The 19,344-nt window shown below is 44.7% G+C and carries 16 protein-coding genes and 1 pseudogene; 6 read left to right on the forward strand and 11 right to left on the reverse strand.

The features are described 5' to 3' along the window. Positions 1 to 53 precede the first annotated feature (53 nt). The 11 genes and pseudogenes from Q0V21_RS21700 to Q0V21_RS21750 form a co-directional block, all read right to left on the reverse strand. A complete protein-coding gene (locus Q0V21_RS21700; RefSeq protein WP_301880577.1) occupies positions 54 to 1,907 on the reverse strand; it encodes a hypothetical protein in 1,854 nt (617 codons plus the stop codon). A gap of 11 nt (positions 1,908 to 1,918) precedes the next feature. After that, entirely contained in the window at positions 1,919 to 4,210 is a 2,292-nt protein-coding gene (locus tag Q0V21_RS21705) for a glycosyltransferase family 2 protein (RefSeq protein WP_301880578.1), read from the reverse strand. Beyond that, positions 4,210 to 5,310 (reverse strand): bifunctional glycosyltransferase family 2/GtrA family protein, encoded by a 1,101-nt coding sequence (locus tag Q0V21_RS21710; RefSeq protein ID WP_301880579.1) that lies wholly within the window; start codon positions 5,308 to 5,310, stop codon positions 4,210 to 4,212. The genes Q0V21_RS21705 and Q0V21_RS21710 overlap by 1 nt, the downstream gene beginning before the upstream one ends. A gap of 231 nt (positions 5,311 to 5,541) precedes the next feature. Continuing rightward, positions 5,542 to 6,075, reverse strand: a complete 534-nt coding sequence (locus tag Q0V21_RS21715) for a YceI family protein (protein ID WP_301880580.1) — start codon at positions 6,073 to 6,075, stop codon at positions 5,542 to 5,544. A gap of 565 nt (positions 6,076 to 6,640) precedes the next feature. Further along, complete coding sequence (locus Q0V21_RS21720) at positions 6,641 to 7,162, reverse strand: TetR/AcrR family transcriptional regulator (RefSeq protein ID WP_079348365.1); 522 nt, start codon at positions 7,160 to 7,162, stop codon at positions 6,641 to 6,643. Positions 7,163 to 7,330: 168 nt separating this feature from the next. Continuing rightward, positions 7,331 to 8,491: an MFS transporter gene (locus tag Q0V21_RS21725; RefSeq protein WP_301880581.1), complete on the reverse strand. Its 1,161-nt coding sequence runs from the start codon at positions 8,489 to 8,491 to the stop codon at positions 7,331 to 7,333. A 213-nt stretch (positions 8,492 to 8,704) separates the two neighbouring features. Beyond that, positions 8,705 to 9,277, reverse strand: a complete 573-nt coding sequence (locus tag Q0V21_RS21730) for a TetR/AcrR family transcriptional regulator (protein ID WP_024629583.1) — start codon at positions 9,275 to 9,277, stop codon at positions 8,705 to 8,707. 112 nt (positions 9,278 to 9,389) lie between these two features. Continuing rightward, positions 9,390 to 10,084 (reverse strand): annotated as a pseudogene (locus Q0V21_RS21735) (ABC transporter ATP-binding protein). Next, entirely contained in the window at positions 10,084 to 11,205 is a 1,122-nt protein-coding gene (locus tag Q0V21_RS21740) for an ABC transporter permease (RefSeq protein WP_301880582.1), read from the reverse strand. Before Q0V21_RS21740 ends, Q0V21_RS21735 begins: the two are co-directional and overlap by 1 nt. 117 nt (positions 11,206 to 11,322) lie before the next feature. After that, positions 11,323 to 11,892, reverse strand: coding sequence for a TetR/AcrR family transcriptional regulator (locus Q0V21_RS21745; protein WP_301880583.1), 570 nt, complete (start codon positions 11,890 to 11,892; stop codon positions 11,323 to 11,325). Between the two features lie 384 nt (positions 11,893 to 12,276). Further along, positions 12,277 to 12,558, reverse strand: a complete 282-nt coding sequence (locus Q0V21_RS21750; protein WP_301880584.1) for an alpha/beta-type small acid-soluble spore protein — start codon at positions 12,556 to 12,558, stop codon at positions 12,277 to 12,279. A gap of 759 nt (positions 12,559 to 13,317) precedes the next feature. Between Q0V21_RS21750 and Q0V21_RS21755 the strand changes: the two genes are divergently transcribed. From Q0V21_RS21755 to Q0V21_RS21780, 6 genes are all read left to right on the forward strand, one after another. Next, positions 13,318 to 13,641: an ArsR/SmtB family transcription factor gene (locus Q0V21_RS21755; RefSeq protein ID WP_029880819.1), complete on the forward strand. Its 324-nt coding sequence runs from the start codon at positions 13,318 to 13,320 to the stop codon at positions 13,639 to 13,641. A 20-nt stretch (positions 13,642 to 13,661) separates the two neighbouring features. Next, complete coding sequence (locus Q0V21_RS21760) at positions 13,662 to 14,627, forward strand: TIGR03571 family LLM class oxidoreductase (protein WP_301880585.1); 966 nt, start codon at positions 13,662 to 13,664, stop codon at positions 14,625 to 14,627. Positions 14,628 to 14,657: 30 nt separating this feature from the next. Continuing rightward, complete coding sequence (locus tag Q0V21_RS21765) at positions 14,658 to 15,665, forward strand: LLM class flavin-dependent oxidoreductase (protein ID WP_079348369.1); 1,008 nt, start codon at positions 14,658 to 14,660, stop codon at positions 15,663 to 15,665. A 46-nt stretch (positions 15,666 to 15,711) separates the two neighbouring features. Continuing rightward, positions 15,712 to 16,737 carry an LLM class flavin-dependent oxidoreductase gene (locus Q0V21_RS21770; protein ID WP_301880586.1) on the forward strand — a complete coding sequence of 342 codons (1,026 nt, stop codon included), beginning with the start codon at positions 15,712 to 15,714 and terminating at the stop codon, positions 16,735 to 16,737. A 123-nt stretch (positions 16,738 to 16,860) separates the two neighbouring features. Further along, entirely contained in the window at positions 16,861 to 17,982 is a 1,122-nt protein-coding gene (locus Q0V21_RS21775) for an NADH-dependent flavin oxidoreductase (protein WP_301880587.1), read from the forward strand. 247 nt (positions 17,983 to 18,229) lie between these two features. Continuing rightward, positions 18,230 to 19,258, forward strand: coding sequence for a zinc-binding alcohol dehydrogenase family protein (locus Q0V21_RS21780; protein ID WP_301880588.1), 1,029 nt, complete (start codon positions 18,230 to 18,232; stop codon positions 19,256 to 19,258). The last annotated feature ends 86 nt before the right edge of the window (positions 19,259 to 19,344 follow it).

Raw genomic sequence — 19,344 nt, forward strand, 5'->3', positions numbered from 1 at the left:
CTTCATTCTATCCCTAGCCAGAGCAGTCCATTATAATGTTGATTTCATAAATCTCAAGTCAACGTAAGAATGATCTGTTCCCCGGAACGGGTAATTTTGTAGATCCCTTCCTGCATGTCAATGCCATAGTGCTTTTTCAGCAACCACTTTGCGTTACGATCCGTCTCCACGACGACCAGATAATCGTAACCACTCAGAAGATTGTCCATATTATCCTCATAGAACAATACGATTCCGTCCACATGCGGAGCATACAAGAAATACTTCCCGACATACTGCATGTAATAATTCGTGACCTGTTGGTCCCTGTCCGAGGCGTAGAACAGATATCTGTTGTTATCCTCCTGCCCCCCTTTATACCAGCGATCACCGGTTACTGCATGGATCTTATAAGGGAGGGTCGTATCGTAGGTTTTGGCAATCGAGACGATCCCATTGTATTCCGATAAAAGGATGGTCGCCGCAATCGCTATACAACCGATAATTCCTTTTTGATAATGACCCTTGGTCTTGACCGTCTTGAAGGCTTGATAATCAGGCACTTCACCAATCCGATAGTGGAAAGAACGCTCCAGGTCAATCGCAGCGCACAGCACCAGTCCACCCGCGAACAGTACCACGATACTCGATGCATAACGTTCAAAACCTGCCAGTCTTATGGCCTCATCCAGCGGCATGGAGAAGAGATACAACGCCAGAATCCCTGCATAATACAGCAACAATACGACATCCAGCGCAATCAGTGCTTTCCACAAATTCCATTTCTTCTTGAGCACCACATAGGCAAATACCGAAGCCGCAATCGCTACAAGCTGGAAGATAATAATACCGATGACCGGCCGTGTCGTAATATCCGTACTCGATTTTATGAACAGCCACAGAATCTCATGCATCTGCTCTGCCGTTTTGCCGGATTGAATCCCGGAAGCAGCAACATCGAACTTGTTATCTACCCCTTGGAATACGGTCGCCATTCGCCAGCTCCAGCCGAAGTAAGGAATCAGCCCCCCGCAGATCGTTCCCACCACAGCGAGTACATTTTTCCAACCGGACTTTTGTCCTTGAGTCAGCCATGTGTACACCAGGAAGATCAGGCCGACGGCCGCAAAAATAATACCGGTGCTTTTGATGATTGTCAGCAAACCCGCAAGCGGAAGAACGACAATACATGCTCGCTTGATATTATGACGATACTGGTAGACCACCGCCAGGATGGCCAGCGCATAGATGGGGAGCAAGAAATCGACGAGCAGGTTGGTGATCCGAATCGTAAGGTTGAAGAAGGACAATGTAGATAACCCGAGTCCGAGAAACGCGTACAGCAGAAAACGTTTCTTCTCGGAAACGATGCCGAACATGGCGTAAAAACAGGAAAAGATCAGCAGACCTTGTGCCAGAAGCATCACGGACTGGGAATGTCCCATAAAGCGACAGACATAATAAATAAATGACGAGGTTCCTAGCGGATAATTTTTAAAATCAATCAGGTTCGAATCCGGTGTCGGAAAAGCATCGGTGCTGAGCATCTGCTTCAAAACAATCGCCCAATGGGAAAAATTATCATAGTGCGTCAATTGGTTTTGGAAGAGTACCAGCAAGAAAATAAAAGTCCCTGCCAAAAATGAAAATTGGAATAAGGAAAAAGAAATGCGAAAGGATGCCCCTCGGCGCATTCCGAGAAACACCATTCTTCCATACAATAGTAATCCGACGATAAGCAGGACAAGGCTGCCAATGAAGAGCTGCCCTGCCAAACCGCTAAGAAAAACAAGACATGCTATTGAGGAAAACACAAATACAGGGATGAACTCCCAACGTATGGATAGTGCCTTTCGAACAAACTGCATGTAACCAATAAAGGAGAATATCAATAAAACTCCCATCACAAGTTGAAACACAAACAGCATTTTTATCTCTCCTAACCCTCTCTGGTGAAGCTCTCAGCATGTGGATGGGTCAAATCACTCAGCAATTGATCAATCAAGCCACGCTCCACGATATCATCAATATTCTCCACCGAGAGAAGCACTTCGCGACGATTGGCTGTTGTTTTCCCGGTATGCTGCAAAATGACTTCAATATTACTCTTCGTGTGAAAAGTAACAATCGCCCCTGCCGCAATATCACCATGGAGACCCGTGGCGGAGAAGAAACGATAATTGAAGCTGCGCAGTGTACAGCCCGCGTGATTGGTGAAATGGACTGGAAGCTGCAAGGAAAGTCGCGGCATTTTCCGCTGATCCGATCTCGGCTGAACAATACGTTTTTTCACATTACGCAGCATATCGTCGTAAGCGGTATCCCACAGATTCATCTGCTCTGGCAATGAATGCTTACGGTCATAGATGATTTGCATATATTGGCGGTTATCCGTCTCGTCGATTGGCTGAACCGTTGCAGAATAGCGCCAGCCCTCTCCGTCCTGCTTTACATAGACAATGACTGCATTAAGATTCGCCTCATATCGCTCGGATTTTACGACCAAAGAGATCGTCTTCTTTTCAGGTAAATAGATGGGATACGGGACATAGAAGGCAATACCTTGTTCGGATACATCTACCGTCTTGGCCTGATAACGCAGATTCGTGTCCTGATCATGGATCATGACATCCTCTTGTGCCCGAATCCGCTCAGTCTCCCGATACGCACGACGGCCGATCATGAAGAACAGTGCATAACACAGTGCAATCATATTATGAATGAGCCAGAAAATAATGATACTGCTGAAGAACAGCGCGATGCCGTACTTGCCATTAACATACCGAATTACAGCCGCAATCGACAGCAGGAGCAGGAAGATATGCGGAAGTGCATATAACAGAGCAGACATCCATTTCCGACCGCTCGCTCTGCTTTTGTTCGTAACCTTGAATTTTTTCTCGCGAATACCCAGGGTTTCGAGGAGAACCGGCCAGATCAGATAAGGCATAAATATGGTATCTATGACCTGACTCCAGCGCTGATTCCGAATATTGCTGGACAGATAACGCATCGATACGCTGTAGAAGAAATAGGACGGAAGCCAGAATATTAAGATCTGCCAGAAGGTTGTATTTACAATTTTGAAATCGAATAAGGCAAACAAAATTGGCGCCAAAATGAAAATCAACCGGTTAAAGAAAGACCACCAGTATAAGAAACTGCTTAAATAGGTCACCCTCGTCCAGAAAGGAAGCTTCTCGGATAGGGGAGCACGCGTATTCTGAAGGCTCTGAATAATACCCCTGGCCCAGCGAATTCGCTGCTTAATCATGCTCGGAACTGTTGTTGTTGTCTGTCCGGCAGCTTGAACCTCTTGAGTCGCATAGGTAATATAGCCTTCCTGCTGTAAACGAATACTTGTCTCAAAGTCCTCGGTGATCGTATTCAGTGGAAAACCGCCGATGTCTTCCATACCTTGCCGGGAAATAATCGTGTTGCTTCCTGTATAGGCTACCGCATTGGAGGCATTACGCAGGATGTTAACTTCTCTGGAGAAGAAATCCTGTTCATTCGGAATTCCTTGCTCTGCATAGAGGTTGAACTGGAATAGATCCGGATTGTAGAAGCTCTGAGGGGTCTGTACCAGCCCCAGCTTGAACTTCTTATCCATTTCATCCTCACGGCGAAGCCGCCATTGCCCGTTCTCTTCTATAAATGTGGAGAGCAGGAAATACGGGACGGTTTTCATTAGAAAGGTGTGTTGCGGAATCATATCTGCATCAAAGGTTGCAATGAGTGGGGAAGAGGTTTTGCTCAGGGCATTATTCAGGTTACCTGATTTGGCATCCTTGTTGCCGGGGAACCCCAGATATCCAACGCCAAACTGCTTTGCAAGCTCCTCCACCTCAGGTCTTCCGCCATCGTCACATATATAGATATGGACCTTTTGCTTGTCCGGATAATCCATGAACGTACAGGCATTTACCGTTTTATACAACAGATCGACCGGCTCGTTATGCGTGGCAATGAACACATCCACATCCGGATAATATTCCGGAGGAACGATGGGAAAGTCGAGCTGCGTACGTTCCTTTTGCATCTTTTGAAAAAACAATTCAAAGGTGGTTAGTACGGTTACCGTCTCAGCCACAATGAGCAGAATGCCGAAGATAACGTTCAGTACACCTTCTCCCCATGGCAATGTAAAGAACATCCGCCATAACAAATAAATCGACATCAGGATCATGGTGATGACAAAGAAAATATGTTGCCTTTTTTCGTTTTGCACTACAGCTGCTTCCTCCTTGCTGCAAATACCCATCTTCGCTGCAATTGAAAACTGAGCAGGAACAGCAAGGCATCACAGACAAATTTCGCAATTTTCTCATCTACGAAGAAAATCGTATGGAACAAATATACCCCTGTACTGGAAAGCACAATCACCACTCCGCACAACGTCAAATAGCGCCATAGGCTGCCCTGACTATCTTCTTTGCGGAATACAAAGTGCCTGTTCAGTACATAGTTGACGACAATGGAAATAACTCTAGCAATCACGGTTGCGAGCAAAATTCTTAGATAATCCTGCTGACCCAAGATGGGCCGCAAAAAGTCGATCAAAAACCATGCAATTCCCAAATCGACAACAGAACTCACAACTGACGAGGAAATAAACCGCAGGAAGTTGGAGAACAAGACACCCATTACCCGAGCACTGTCTTGAATCGCTTTGAAGTGGGTTCCAGCATTTCCATTTTCATAAATAACTTGAATCGGCACCGTATGAATCGGAATACCGGATTGAATACACGAGATGAGTATCTGCAGCTCGTATTCGAACCGGGTGCCACGAACATCTTGCATAAAGGCAAGAAGCCCGGGGCCAAAGGCACGAAGCCCGGTCTGGGTATCTGATAGTTTTTTCCCGTAAAGCATAGCAAAAATAAAGGACGTCATCCGATTGCCCAGCAAAGACTTCGGCGGTATTCCTCCCTCGCTGAAGTTCCTTACTCCGAGAAACAACGCATCAGGATCGCGCCGGGCTTCTTTGGCGAGCCTATATACATCCTCTGCAGCGTGCTGTCCATCTGAATCAGCAGTGACAATGAAGGAAGAGGACGCATCGAACTGCTGCCCGATATATTGAAATCCCGTCTTGAGTGCGGCTCCCTTTCCCCGATTTTCCGTATGCCGCAGCAGGACACACCCGCTCTCACGCAGCTCATCGAAAATCGACTGATATGCCTCGCCAGATCCGTCGTCCACAATAACAATATGGGTCAAACCATATTTTCGCAATTGTCGTACATAGGACAGAAGTCTCTCATCTGGCTCAAGCGATGGAATGAGGATAATCGTTTCGCCGTCCTTTTGTTTATCCATAATCATCCTATTAAGCCTCAATTCGACATATTTTCACAAATTCTTTTTGAATATTGTGAGTATAACATCGAAATGGTAGACAGTAAACGAGCAACTTGTATATATTTTGGTAAAAAAGTTGTATTCGCATTTGTGCTAATTATAGGTGAATAATACTAGAAATAGGACTGAGGTATACACAACGAAAAAACTCGCCATAGTTATGACGAGTAAGTGTTCAAGAAGCCTATAGAATTGTTAATCTATTCTAATAGCCTCAATATAAAGCTCAATGCTTACTTCATTTCCGACGACAATTCCACCCGCTTCCAGAGGCGAGTTGAAGCTCAAGCCAAATTGATTGCGTTCGATACTGGCTGTTGAATGAAATCCCACACGTTCTCGGCCACGAGGGTCTTTGTTAAGTCCTTCAAAAACGGTATGAAAAATGACGGGTTTTGTTACTCCATGCAGAGTTAGATTGCCCGCAAGTTTATATTGCCGTTCGCCAGTATGGGCGCAGCTGATGCTCTGAAATGTAATGACTGGATACTTGGCCGTATGAAAGAAGTCTTCGCTCCTCAGATGTTCATCTCGTTGCCGCTGGCGAGTTGTGATACTATTTGTGTCGATAGAAGCCTGAACACCTAGGGTTGTTACATCGTTAGGGTCGAAACTTAAGATCGCTTCGAATTGCTCAAAGACTCCTTTGATTTGATTAATCATTAAATGCGTCACCGAAAACTCAACGGAGCTGTGATCCGGATCTACTTCCCATTTAACATTGCTCATGAAAATTCCACCTCAATAATAGATTTTGAAGAAAAGGTTTCCCTATCTCCAATGCACTGCGCTCTTCGCATGCTCCTAATATACAAAAACGCTACTGACAACGTAATGTCAGTAGCGTTTTGGGTTTCGCTAGACGTAGAATTAGCCCCTTCCATCCCAGCGATGGCAAGGGGTTTTTGCTGTTTCTCGGCAAAGCTTGGAGCAATCGGAAGGCGTCGCGGGGAATCCCCCTCCGCCACTTGGGGTTCGAGTATCTTTTCAGTAGACCTCTGCCAATGAGGAATGCTAAGGAGGGTAAGCAGAAGCATGGGCAGCAAAAACATATCGAGAGGCTACCGCTATTCTCCGCCACGGATACGAACGGCTCAATGACTATGCCACTCTTGCCAGGACGTCCTGTCGGACGTTCGGCTCCGCTGATGCCGTGGCGTGGCTGCACTGTGGGCGCAGACAGGCTCGGTGACGTTCACGCGTACTGCTCCGTATGGGGCCGGCTATAAATAGTTTTATAGGTAGATATTGATTAATCGATTACTTTGATTCAAAAATAAATAACCTCGAACGGTTATTTACTTTCGTTGAACTCAAATAGCTCGGGAAGATCCAAAAAGTACGAAATGTTGCACATCATGCCCATCGCGATAAAAATCGTTGCGTTTCTTTCTGCATCGGGCATGCCTGCTGCTTTAAACTCTTTCAGGACATAAGTTCTGATGCGGGATAACCCCTCTTTGGTTGCCACCTGAATTGCTTCTTCGGTGATGCCAATACCGATCACCAGCAAAGCAATCTCATGGGGATATTGGGCCGACAATTCTTCATAAGCTTTGAGCATGTCGTTGTCCAACTGATCCGGACTCGACTCGACATTTTTAAACGTTTGGAGTATCCGGTCGAACGCCCGATTCAAAACGGTGATGAACAGTTCCTCCTTCGTCGGAAAGAAACGAAACACATAAGGCTGAGAGATCCCGGCCTTCTCTGCGATATGGGCAGTCGTGGTGTTATAGTATCCCCGTTGGGCAAATAACTCCAAGCCTGCCTCAAGGATTTCCTGCTTGCGATCCTGTCCTTTTGACCTAATCATAGCAAACCTCTTTCGTTAGTAATTGATCAATCACATTATATCCGTCATTTATCCCCGACGCAAGGGGAAGCCCTATACCCAGAATCGGTACGATGTCTTCTCCCTTGGAATCTGGAATCTGGAAAAACTGCGTCTAATAATCTTCAATCAAATCCTCGGGTCGCTGAATTAATGCTCTTTTTTCTTTCCCATTAAAATAGAAATCACTGTAAATACAGTCGCAAGTATGACGATTAAACCACCAACCCAGCCGATCGATGACAAGGTTAACCGCTCTACAACGACTCCGCCCAAGCCTGCACCTAGGGCAACACCAAGGTGGAAGGCGGATGAGTTCAAGCTCAATATAATTTCGGCTGATTTAGGAGCCATAGTTACCAGATAGAACTGTTGTGCAGGAGCAGTTGTCCAAGCTCCAAGCATCCAGAGTGCAAGAATAAACATGGCACCTCCAAAGGTAACTGCAGCCAACGGGAGGAAGAACAAGGCAATAGCATGAATCAACAGACTGACAATCAGTGTTCGAGCAATCCCCCATTTATCAGCGCCGTAGCCTCCAACACGCGCCCCAACAACAGCCATTAAACCCATGCCAAGCAAGACGAGACTAATTGTATTGCTATTGAGGCCAGCGTTTTCGCGTAGTAACGGCGCAATGTACGTGGAAACAACAGAGTAGCCGGTAATAAAGAATAAGGAAGCTAATATACCGCTGATTACTTTGAAATCTTTGAGAATAGCCAATTGCTTGGATAAAGGAATCGTTTCTTGCCCAGACATTTTAGGTAGCGCTTTTACAATCGCAATAATAGGAATGATCGTGATAATTCCAAGAATTGCGAAGATCCAGCGCCACCCCATATATTCACCGATTAAGGTTCCTATAGGAAGGCCGACAACGAGCGCAAGACTCGTACCCATCAAGATCGTGCCAATCGCACTTCCTCTTTTCTCTGGAGGAGCAATTTGTGCTGCAATTCCCAGAGCCACTACTGCGAATACCCCAGCGCTCACACCCAAAATAACACGGGATATCATCAATATCGTAAAGTTAGGACTCAGAACAGCGATGATATTACCGATAATGAACGTAAGAAGTGCTATGAACAGCAGCTTTTTTCGATCTGTTTTTGAAGTGATCGCAATCAGAATTGGCGTTCCTACCGCGTAGGCTATAGAATACATGGACACCAATTGTCCAGCCAAGCCAATAGAGACATTTATATCCGTGGCAACCATGTCTAGAATACCTGTAATAATTGATTCGGCCGTACCGACCACGGTTGCACCTAATGCAAGCAAATATATAATCCATTTGTAGTTTTTCATGAAAAAATTGGTCCCCTAATCTATTGTTTTATTATTTGAAATAATACATTTTCTTCTTTTGGATCACTTCTAACCTATGGGAATCCATGCCTAAAACATTCGACGGCAAAAATAAAAATCACCCCCTTCTTGTATATTTATCGAACGATCGATCAAAGAACTCCAAAAAAATATATTGAACGATCGATCAATTTAGAGTAAAAAAAGAGCTGATTATACTTTGATAGCATCCCAGCTCATTTGAATCATTTTATCAATATTTGTTGGACTGAACTCATACGCCCCATTTAGATACTCTTTTCCCATTTCGACAAAAGGTAAACAGGAGTATGTAACCAATAGATTCGTTTCCAAATCCTTAAACAAACCTTCCTCAATTCCCCTTTCAAACAAAGGGTACATCGGCTTAAACACACCGCCATTTTGATCCTTACACTTTTTACGTATAAAGGGTGAGCCAATAAACTGTTCCATTAACAAAAAGCTGTCCTTATTATTCAAGATGTAATTTGAATAATTTCGCAGAATTTTCTCAAACCCCACTTTAACGGGTGTACTCTCTGTTACACCATGAAACATGAGCTGGTGCATTTGATCCTTGAGCAAAAAATACAACTTGATCAGCATATCCTCTTTGCTTTCAAAATAAAAATAAATGATCGAGGAAGAGATCTTCGCTCTTTTAGCAATTTTTGAGATGGATATTTCAGAAAGGCCATTTTCATTGAGAAGTTCAATCGTAGCCTGATAAATAAGGTCCACTTTGCTTTCGGATTTAGTTTTCATACCCAAAATATAATCGAACGATCGATCAAAGTCAATAAACTATCCGCATTCTGTTTTCTTCTCAGCCTAAAAACTTATGATCTGGATTTATTATATAACCTGTCTGCCGTCCTTAATGGATGGACTCCAGTTCCGCTAGAGATAATTTGCCATCTTCCATCCGGTATACCTTGTCGCAGTAGGTAAGCAGCCGCTCATCGTGTGTGACCATAATCGCCGCCTTGTGGCGTGTTCTCACCTCATGAGCAATCAAGGAGACAACTTCATGAGCGCGTTTGGTATCAAGCTTGCTGTAGGTTCATCCGCCAATATGACATTAGGATCGTTAATTAACGCGCGGGCAATGGCGGTACGCTGCTTCTCGCCCCCGGACAGCTCCTCCGGGTAGCTCTTCTGCTTAGCGCCTAGACCAAGCTCATCAAGCAACTTTATAGCCATTGCTTTGTCTGCTGCACGAACCTTACCCGACATCCGCTTCACGACAAGCAACTGATCAAGAACGTTCAGGTATGGAACCAAATTCGAGGCCTGCATGATGAAACCAATCTCATGCAATCGGATATCGGATAGTTCTTTGCCTGACAGCTTCGATATGTCCTTTCCATTTATTATAACCTCTCCCTCGGAAGCTTTAAGCAGTGCACCCGCGACGGATAGGAAAGTACTTTTTCCAGAACCGGACGGACCTACCACTGCGATGAACTCACCTGGCTCCACTTTTATGGACAATCGGTCTAATGCCGCAATACGATTCAATCCTTCATCGTAATGTTTTGAAGCTGATGTTATTTGCAACCCTTCAGTCATTACTCAACCCTCCCAAGTGCCTTAACCGGATCAATTTTCGAAATCGTGCGAACGGATACCAACGAACTAAGCAATGAGATTACCAGCAATACAGTGGAATACGTGAACACCAGCTTCGTATCCAGTATGAACGGCATGCTTTTGGGCATGATTGCCGCTGTCCCATATGTCAATAAGACGCCAACTATAATGCTTGAGAGCGACAAGACGAACACCTGTGAGACGACGGCTTTACCTAAGAATTTATTCTTGGCCCCGATCGCTTTCATAATCCCGAACTGGTTGGACTTCTGCATCGTGAATACATAGAAGAATACGCCAATGATAAAGGCAGAGATCGCAAGCAGAAACGCAAGCATCATCATGATTGTGCCATTCTCTTCTTTGTATCCAGGCATTCCCTGTACCGCTGCGGCACGGGTAACTGTATCGGTACCCGAAAGCTGTTCATTTATAGTACTCCGATCAATGTCTTTACCCTGAAGCATTATCGCATTGACGGGGTTTTTGACTCCCTTGTCCGAGCCTGGTGCAGCAAACGCAAGCTTACGCCACTCTTCAATAGGTGTAAATACAGCTGCTACGTGGTTATACGTCTGATTCTTGACAAAGCCGACAATCGTCAACGATTCCGTCGAACCATCTAATTGGAAGGTGTCCCCTAGTTTAAATCCTTCGTCTTTCATCGTCTCATTGACGATGACCTTTGTCATCTGATCGGATGTCAGCCCCTTGCCTTCAATAATTGCCGGCTCAAGAAAGCTCCCCGGGTTAATTCCAATAATCGCTATATCTAATTTATCCTCATTCAACTTGCTACTCCCTTTGATTGCCGATGCCATGATGGTTCCCATAGGTGAAACGGCACTTACATTCGGCATCTCTACTAATTTAGCTGACAAATCATCAGACAATAAAGACTTACTCATTGAAGCCTTCGACCCTTGTTCGAAAACCACATAATCAGCCTTCATCGTCTTAAACGTCGAAGCCGCAAGCGTAGATAACCCATTTCCCAAACCTGACAATATAAACACCAGCCAAGAAATAAGCACAAAAATGATAGCAATCATCAAAAACCTTGTCTTGCCGTGTCTCAATTCCTTCAATGCCAAAAACATATGCTACTTCTCCCCTCGACAAAAATAAATGACACGCGTGTCAAATTAAACACCTCTATTCCGGCTCGTTTTCATTATAGGTTTATGTGACACGCGTGTCAAATATATTTGTGCTCCTTATCGTCTTCCTGCCCCTCCTAGCCACATTTGATACAATAGTTTACTCCACTGAGGTGTAGGAATATTCATCATATTAGGAGTTTCAATCAGGTTAAAAAATACACCTATAATAGCGGGAAGTGGAATGCTTGTATTCAAGTGCCCCTCTTCCTGAGCACGAACAAACAATCGCTCCAGTTGATTTTTTAAAGTCACATGCGCTTGCTCAACAAATTCAAGATCATTGGTCGCAGCCTCAGAATTGGCTTTATTTATTTTATGAGCATATCCAAGCAATTGATGGAAATTAGCTTCCTCCAGATATACATCTAGCAGATGTTGAAGAGCATTCATGCAATCCGTTTCATCAATAGCCGACGCCTTCTGTAATACATTTTCCATGGATCGTTTCATACATGCAGCAACTATCTCTTCTTTGTTGGCATAATATTGGTAAATCGTACTTCTTGCTCCAACCAGACTCTTCGATAACAATTTAAGTTGAAACCCCTCATAACCATACTCGAGAAGCACTCTCTTGGTTTGGTCAAGCAACTCTGATTTGGTAAAAGCCTGCTTTCTTCCCATGTTAATCACCGTCCCTAAATGCTAGCATTAGTCTACATTGTAACAAAAATTTTGCCTTATTTGTGATATCGTTCATTCCGATTCCCCTTTCTACTCCACCAACCTCACAAAGTTAAATCAGATTACATCTCTAACATCTTTCATATCTGCTGCTATGCTCCTTCATAACGTCCATCATCCCTTCCGTTCGTATCTTAGCGCGGAATAGAAACCGGCGATATTCACAACAGTCATCCTCTTGACATGACAGTGTAATATGAAAGGCAAGACAAAACCCCCTTCTTGTGGAAAGGGGGAAATTATCGTTATATAAACCAATGGATGTTATTTCAAGTCAGTGCTCAGCAATTTTCCCCCACGATCTCAGGAGGTTTCAGTCCAGGACTACTCCTTGTTCGCTATTTGCTCCTGAGCGAGACGGACCAATTCCCTAACCATGGAACCGCCAATTTTGCCGCCGACATGGCCTGCTGATTCCGTTGTCAATTGACCATTGTTTCCTGGGTACAGAGGTATACCAAGCTCCTTCGCCACTTCGTATTTTACATCGTCTGGTTGATTCGGATCTACGGTATATCCTTCGCGCTTCATTACATCTGCTTTGAAAGCTTGCATTCCCTGTTCGACCCCTGGCACCGCATATTTTCTCCTTCTTCTTGCCATCATACAGCACTCCCCTCGATGTTATTTCCTAACATGCCCGGAAGCACAAAATTTTATCCCTATTCCTCTTCGGTGCGAGTTCACGATCACAGAGGAGAGAATCCTGATGGCTATCCGCCGTAAGGAATTAGACAATCTGTCTGGCGCAATCAATCACTGATGTCCGACCTTGGATGGGTGATGTCAGAAGCGTTCACCGAATACGAGCATCACATTCAACAAGAGCTAATCGAGAACAAATAATTAAATAAGGAGTTCTTCCCATCAAATTCCGCCCTATTTATGAGTTGAATCATCATCACCTCTTAATCTCCCGATCAAAGAACTTTTGATTATTTTACTAAAGACGAAGAAGCTGTTTATGCTCTCAATTTAGCCAGGTTCTCCCCATGAAATCCCTTCATAATTAACCAGACTGCCAAACTCATCTCGTAAACGCCCATGGATTGATATCCAATGAAATTGCCGAAGTTTATAAGAATTATATTACATTGTTCCAAGGATGTTTTTATAAAGGAGCCTTTGCAGCCGTTTGCCATATTTTCGCCCCAGTGCCTTCAGATGAAACTCAACCAATTGCTGGACCAACGCTTCCTAGCCCCTCCTAAAGAATAACATTTGATTTTGGGTAGAAAGCAAAGTAATATAGACATATCGCAAATTATCAATATCCTTTTGTTCGATTAATCTATACTCATTCCAAGCAAAATAGATTTTAATATGATCAGAAAGGGGCGGGCACCGTTGAATCGGGAATCAAATATGATAAATGACGAACAGGCAGTTGAAATTTTCAAGGCTCTGTCAAATCAAATAAGAGTAAATATTCTGCAAATGTTGAAAGAACCTGATAATAACTTTTCCCCGCAGGCCCATGTCATCAAAGAAAAAGGCTTTGATGGCGGGGTTTGTGTTAGTGATATTCAAAGCAAAGTAGTACTATCGCAGTCCACTACCTCCCAGTATTTATCTATCCTATTGCAAAGCGGGCTGGTGGAAATGAAACGAATCGGACAATGGACTTATTATCGACGCAATGAGGAAACCATTAAACAGTTTGAAAAGTATATAGGCTTAAAAATATGATCTTTTAAGGAGGACCACGGGTGGGTTTTCAAAATCATCGTGCCTATAACAGCATGTACCAGAAAGACAAAATGACACTCGGATTTGTCCTCCCAACTGCCAGGATGTCTAAAAATCCGCTGATGGAGAATCAGTTGGAGCTTGCCCGTAAAATGGAGAAATATGGTTTTGCTTCATTATGGCTCCGTGATATTACGATGCAGAATTTGAATATTGATGATAACGGCCAAATGTACGATTTATGGATTTATTTGACGTATCTTGCTGCCCATACGAAGCACATTGCGTTGGTGACTGGAAGTGTAGTTCTCCCTTTGCGCCACCCTGTCAGGGTAGCGAAGGAAGCTGCATCAATCGATCAATTGTTTCCAGGTCGGTTGATTATGGGAGTGGCATCCGGGGACAGGGAAAAAGACTTTACAGCTTTAGGGATATCTAAGCAAGAGAGCGGTCCGTTATTTAAAGAAAATTTCGAAATTCTCGACCGGCTGTTAAAAGAGGATCAGCCGACAATTCACAGCCACGCCGGGCTGATCGATGGTACAGATATGAGGTTAATCCCAAAGCCTGTATCTTCGATTCCGACCATGGTGACTGGATTTAGCAATCAGTCTATCGATTGGATATCCAGGAATGGGGACGGGTGGCTTCAATACCCAAGAAGCATTACTCAACAGGCGCAGCTTATTCAGGATTATCGTGCTTTAACGGAAGTTCATGCTCCAGGAGATTTCAAACCCTTCTCTCAAAGCTTGTTCATCGATTTATCTGAAAATCCAGATGAAATGCCTGTCCCCATACCCTTAGGCTATTCCGTGGGAAGAAACCGTTTAGTTGATCTGCTTCATCAATTTCAAGCGATTGGCGTCAATCATTTGGCGTTTGTTCTGTATTTTTCCAGGCGTCCTCCAGAGGAAGTAATCCAGGAACTTGGAGAATTTGTTGTACCTTACTTCCCAACCCATAAAGGTACCGGCCCGTTTTAAAAAATTGAATGGTTTAAAGGAGGAAGAATGATGACAAAGAAAATAGAACTTTCCGTACTAGATCCCTCCCCAATTGTCGAGGGAGGATCAGCCGAACTTTCCCTTCAAAACACGCTTGATCTAGCAAAGAAAACAGAGCAGTGGGGATATAAACGGTTTTGGCTTGCTGAACATCATAATTGGGCAGGAATGGCGAGTTCCGCATCCCCGATCGTAATTGGACGAGTTGCCTCTGTCACGGAAAAAATGCGTATTGGATCAGGCGCAATGCTTCTTTCCCATTATTCTCCTCTTTCCGTGGCTGAGCAATTTGGAACATTAGAAACCTTCTTCCCTGGCCGGATCGACCTTGGATTGGGGCGGGCACCTGGCACCGACCAATATACAGCAAATGTATTGCGGCAGCGGGTTGCCGGTGAACCTGAATTTGATGCCCGGCTTGAGGAGCTTATCGCCTATCTTTATGGTACAGGAACAGCCACTAAGAATGGTTCATTCAGCTTTCACGCCATTCCCGGCGAAAAAACAAATGTGCCCATTTGGCTGTTAGGTTCAGCGTTTTACAGTGCACAATTGGCTGGAATACTGGGGTTGCCGTTCTCTTTCGCTGGGCATTTTGCTCCAGGCAACATGATGGAGGCCATAAAACTGTACCGGGATTCTTTTCGTCCGTCTCAATTTTTGGAGGAGCCTTATGTACTGTTAGCCGTTCAAGTGGTGGCTGCTGATGAGAAACAGGAGGCACAAAGGCTTGCCACTTCGATGTATCAAAAATTTCTTTTGTTAACCCGCGGACAGCCTTCGCCCATTTTGCCTCCTGTTAATAATATGGACGAGCTTTGGAACGATAATGAACGCAGGGCGGTTGAAGAACAGCTGTTCACTTCCATCATCGGGGACCCTGCAGGTGTGAAGCAGCAGCTCCATGAGTTATTAGAAAAGACTGACGCAGATGAAATCATGGCTCATACAGAGATTTTTGATCATAAGGCACGGCTGCGCTCTTATGAAATTTTGGCTCAGGCTGCAATAAATTAACCGGGTGTTTGAAACGACGAACTTACTAAAGAAAGAAGATGAGCATATGCCTGAAAAGGATACCAAACAAATTACGGATATTCCATTCTCGGTCCTGGATCTCTCTCCAATTGCAGATGGAAGTACGCCGGCTGATTCTTTTCGCAATACTTTGGAGCTGGCCCAGCTCGCTGAAAAGCTGGGGTATAACCGATATTGGCTCGCTGAGCATCACAATATGCCATTTATCGCCAGCTCTGCAACATCGGTAGTCATTTCCCATGTTGCAGCAGGGACATCAAAAATCCGGGTAGGTTCAGGCGGCATTATGCTGCCGAATCATGCGCCTCTTGTTATTGCTGAGCAATTTGGCACTCTCGAATCCTTATATCCAGGACGTATTGATCTTGGCTTGGGCCGTGCACCAGGCACCGATCAGCTTACCGCACGTGCATTGAGACGTGACTTGAGAAGTTCAGGAGAAGATTTCCCTGAGCAGCTGGCTGAGCTCCGGAATTACTTTGACCCTTCCCTGGCACAAGGACATCGTCATGTTAAAGCAATTCCGGGTGAAGGATTGAACATACCTGTTTGGCTGTTGGGTTCAAGCGGATACAGTGCCCAGCTGGCAGGAGAGCTTGGACTGCCGTTTGCCTTTGCAAGCCATTTCTCGCCGCATAACACACTGCCGGCCATCCAGCTGTACCGCAGTTCGTTTAAGCCATCTAAAGTACTGGACAAGCCGCATGCAATGGTAGGGCTGAACATCATTGCGGCCGACACAGATCAAGAAGCTGAGCGGCTCGCTACAACCTTGCAGCAGCAGTTCTTGAATTTGATGCGCGGGAAGGAAGTGCCCTTGCAGCCGCCAGTGGATAATATTAATGATTTAGCCAGAGACTATGAACTAGCTGCCCTTGAGAATCAGTTAGGAACTTCGATTGTCGGCAGTCCTCAAACCGTAAAAGAAAAGCTGGAAAAGTTTCTGGATGAAAGTCAAGCCGATGAAATCATGGCAATCGCCCAGGTCTACGATCATAAGGCCCGCCTCCATTCCTATGAAATATTGGCAGAAATTACTCGGCTAAAGTAGGTCGACACCGGCCGATCCTTATGGCAAGCTTTCCATCTATATCTATAATTTTTTTGTATAGAATATAAAAATGCCTAGCAAAACCCTATTACAAACTTGATGTAAACAAAAGGAGAAAAAAAGATGAATCCGAAATATGAAGCTGCTTTTAAACCATTTACCTTCCGTTCTGGAGTTGAAATAAAGAACCATATTACAATGGCACCCATGACCAATACGGCGGCACATGAAAATGGTGAAGTATCAGACGAAGAAGTTGCGTATTATCAAGAACGTGCCGGTGGTGTAGGAGCGGTAATCACCGCATGCACATACGTCACCAGGAATGGAAAAGGATTCCCGGGTGAATTTGGTGCAGATTCCGATTCCCTAATTCCTAGTTTAAGACGTGTGGCGACAGCTATACAGGAAAAAGGTTCAAAGGCGATTCTACAAATTTTTCACGGTGGCAGAATGTGCCCGCCTGAAGAATTGCTCGATCGTCAACCAATTGCTCCGAGTGCGGTAGCAGCGGACCGGGACGATGCCGTGGTACCTCGGGAAATGACAGCAGACGAAATCGAAGAAATTATTAAAGCATTTGGTGAAGCAACCAGAAGAGCAATCGAAGCTGGCTACGATGGAGTTGAAATCCATGGTGCCAATACGTATTTGCTCCAGCAATTCTTTTCTCCACACTCAAATCGTAGAACTGACAAGTGGGGTGGAACGCTGGAAAAACGTATGTCCTTCCCGCTTGCTGTAGTTGACGTTGTTAAAAAAGCAGTTTCAGACCATGCAACAAAACCTTTTATCATCGGCTATCGGTTATCGCCTGAAGAAAGAGAGAATCCTGGCATCACCATGGAAGATACGCTGCAATTAGTGGACAAGTTAGCGGACCAGGACCTGGATTATCTCCACATTTCTGTCGGCGCCTTTTGGAACGGATCAATCCGTGATGATAACGATCAGACATCCCGAGTTGTTATGATCCATGAGCGTGTCGGCGATCGTGTTCCTGTAATGGGAGTTGGGATGCTGCGGACACCCGATGAAGTGATGAAAGCTTTTGAAACAGGAGTCCCTTTAATCGCTTTAGGAAGGGAATTGATAATGGAACCTCAGTGGATACAAAAAGTACAAGTCGGTGAAGAAGACAAAATCCGTACAACATTATCTAAAAAAGATCAAAAAGAACTAGCTATTTCTGATAAAATGTGGGAGTACTATACTAGCTTCCCTGGATGGCTTCCTATTGTATAAGGAGTTCACTTATCTCATACCATCTCTGCTTCCTTGAATTGTTCAACAAAAAATGGGAATCGTGATGATAATTGTCCTTGCTCAGCAAGTATAAGAATATAACCTACACAAAATAAGAAGGCACATTTTAAAGGGAAACCATCTTAGTGGTTTCCCTTCTTCATAGAAAGGATTGGATCTAAAGTGCTCAAATTTTTAAGTGGTGCCTCACAATGGGTATAATAGTAAGGAAAGGATGTGGTTTATCATGGCTACAATGAAGGCGGTAGGACTAACCCGATACCTTCCAATTGAAAATCCAGAAAGCTTGGTAGATTTAGTGGTGGAGAAACCAAGAGCGACGGGCCGTGACATTTTGGTCAAAGTTATGGCCATATCGGTCAATCCCGTTGACACTAAGGTACGTGCGCCTAAAGACAGAGTTGAAGAAGTTCCAAAAATTTTAGGTTGGGATGTTGCAGGAATTGTTGAAGAGGCGGGACCGAACTGCTCGTTGTTCCGTCCGGGGGATGAAGTTTTTTATGCGGGCAGCATTGCACGACAAGGCGGAAACAGCGAATACCATCTGGTTGATGAACGTATTGTAGGGCGCAAGCCAGCTTCCTTGAATTTCGCGGAAGCGGCAGCTCTTCCTTTAACCTCTATCACAGCTTGGGAAGCATTATTTACCCGAATGTCGATTTCTCAAGATCCGGGCGCCAACGAAAAAAAATCCCTGCTGATCATCGGGGCCGCTGGGGGTGTAGGGTCCATTGCCATCCAGCTTGCAAAACAAGCTGGGCTCATTGTAATCGGGACTGCTTCCCGCCCGGAAACCGTCGATTGGGTTAAATCAATGGGTGCCGACTATACCATTAATCACCATGACCCGCTCCTTCCGCAGCTTGAAGCAATCGGGTTTTCAAGCGTTCCGTATATTTTCTGCCTGAACGCTTTGGAAAAACACTGGGCCGGCATAAGTGAAGCCGTTTCTCCCCAAGGAGTCGTTTGCGCAATTGATGATCCTACCTCTCCGCTCAACCTCAAATTGCTTAAGCAAAAAAGCGCCACCTTCGTGTGGGAGTTTATGTTTACGCGCTCGCTTTATGAAACGGATGATATGATCGAGCAACACTTACTGCTCAATCGGATAGCTGATGCTGTGGATCATCAAAAATTGAAGACAACGCTCTCCGAAGTACTTGGACCGATCTCAGCAGAGCATCTTCGCCAAGCCCACAAGCTATTGGAGAGCAATAGGACGATTGGCAAGGTTGTTCTAGAGAATTTTGTTTAAACACCTGTTCTTGGAAAACACACTTTAGAATTCACTTAAAAAAAACAGGGGATGCGTTTATTCGAACCCAGCGAAGAAGGACCTGA

Source organism: Paenibacillus sp. 11B, from assembly GCF_030487755.1.
Taxonomy (GTDB): domain Bacteria; phylum Bacillota; class Bacilli; order Paenibacillales; family Paenibacillaceae; genus Paenibacillus; species Paenibacillus vandeheii.

Excerpts from the sequence above, each read along its gene's own strand:
- Q0V21_RS21700 (WP_301880577.1), bottom strand. The coding sequence starts at position 1,907 with ATGCTGTTTGTGTTTCAACTTGTGATGGGAGTTTTATTGATATTCTCC.
- Q0V21_RS21710 (WP_301880579.1), bottom strand. The coding sequence starts at position 5,310 with ATGATTATGGATAAACAAAAGGACGGCGAAACGATTATCCTCATTCCA.
- Q0V21_RS21715 (WP_301880580.1), bottom strand. The coding sequence starts at position 6,075 with ATGAGCAATGTTAAATGGGAAGTAGATCCGGATCACAGCTCCGTTGAG.
- Q0V21_RS21720 (WP_079348365.1), bottom strand. The coding sequence starts at position 7,162 with ATGATTAGGTCAAAAGGACAGGATCGCAAGCAGGAAATCCTTGAGGCA.
- Q0V21_RS21725 (WP_301880581.1), bottom strand. The coding sequence starts at position 8,491 with ATGAAAAACTACAAATGGATTATATATTTGCTTGCATTAGGTGCAACC.
- Q0V21_RS21730 (WP_024629583.1), bottom strand. The coding sequence starts at position 9,277 with ATGAAAACTAAATCCGAAAGCAAAGTGGACCTTATTTATCAGGCTACG.
- Q0V21_RS21740 (WP_301880582.1), bottom strand. The coding sequence starts at position 11,205 with ATGTTTTTGGCATTGAAGGAATTGAGACACGGCAAGACAAGGTTTTTG.
- Q0V21_RS21745 (WP_301880583.1), bottom strand. The coding sequence starts at position 11,892 with ATGGGAAGAAAGCAGGCTTTTACCAAATCAGAGTTGCTTGACCAAACC.
- Q0V21_RS21750 (WP_301880584.1), bottom strand. The coding sequence starts at position 12,558 with ATGATGGCAAGAAGAAGGAGAAAATATGCGGTGCCAGGGGTCGAACAG.
- Q0V21_RS21755 (WP_029880819.1), top strand. The coding sequence starts at position 13,318 with ATGATAAATGACGAACAGGCAGTTGAAATTTTCAAGGCTCTGTCAAAT.
- Q0V21_RS21765 (WP_079348369.1), top strand. The coding sequence starts at position 14,658 with ATGACAAAGAAAATAGAACTTTCCGTACTAGATCCCTCCCCAATTGTC.
- Q0V21_RS21770 (WP_301880586.1), top strand. The coding sequence starts at position 15,712 with ATGCCTGAAAAGGATACCAAACAAATTACGGATATTCCATTCTCGGTC.
- Q0V21_RS21775 (WP_301880587.1), top strand. The coding sequence starts at position 16,861 with ATGAATCCGAAATATGAAGCTGCTTTTAAACCATTTACCTTCCGTTCT.
- Q0V21_RS21780 (WP_301880588.1), top strand. The coding sequence starts at position 18,230 with ATGGCTACAATGAAGGCGGTAGGACTAACCCGATACCTTCCAATTGAA.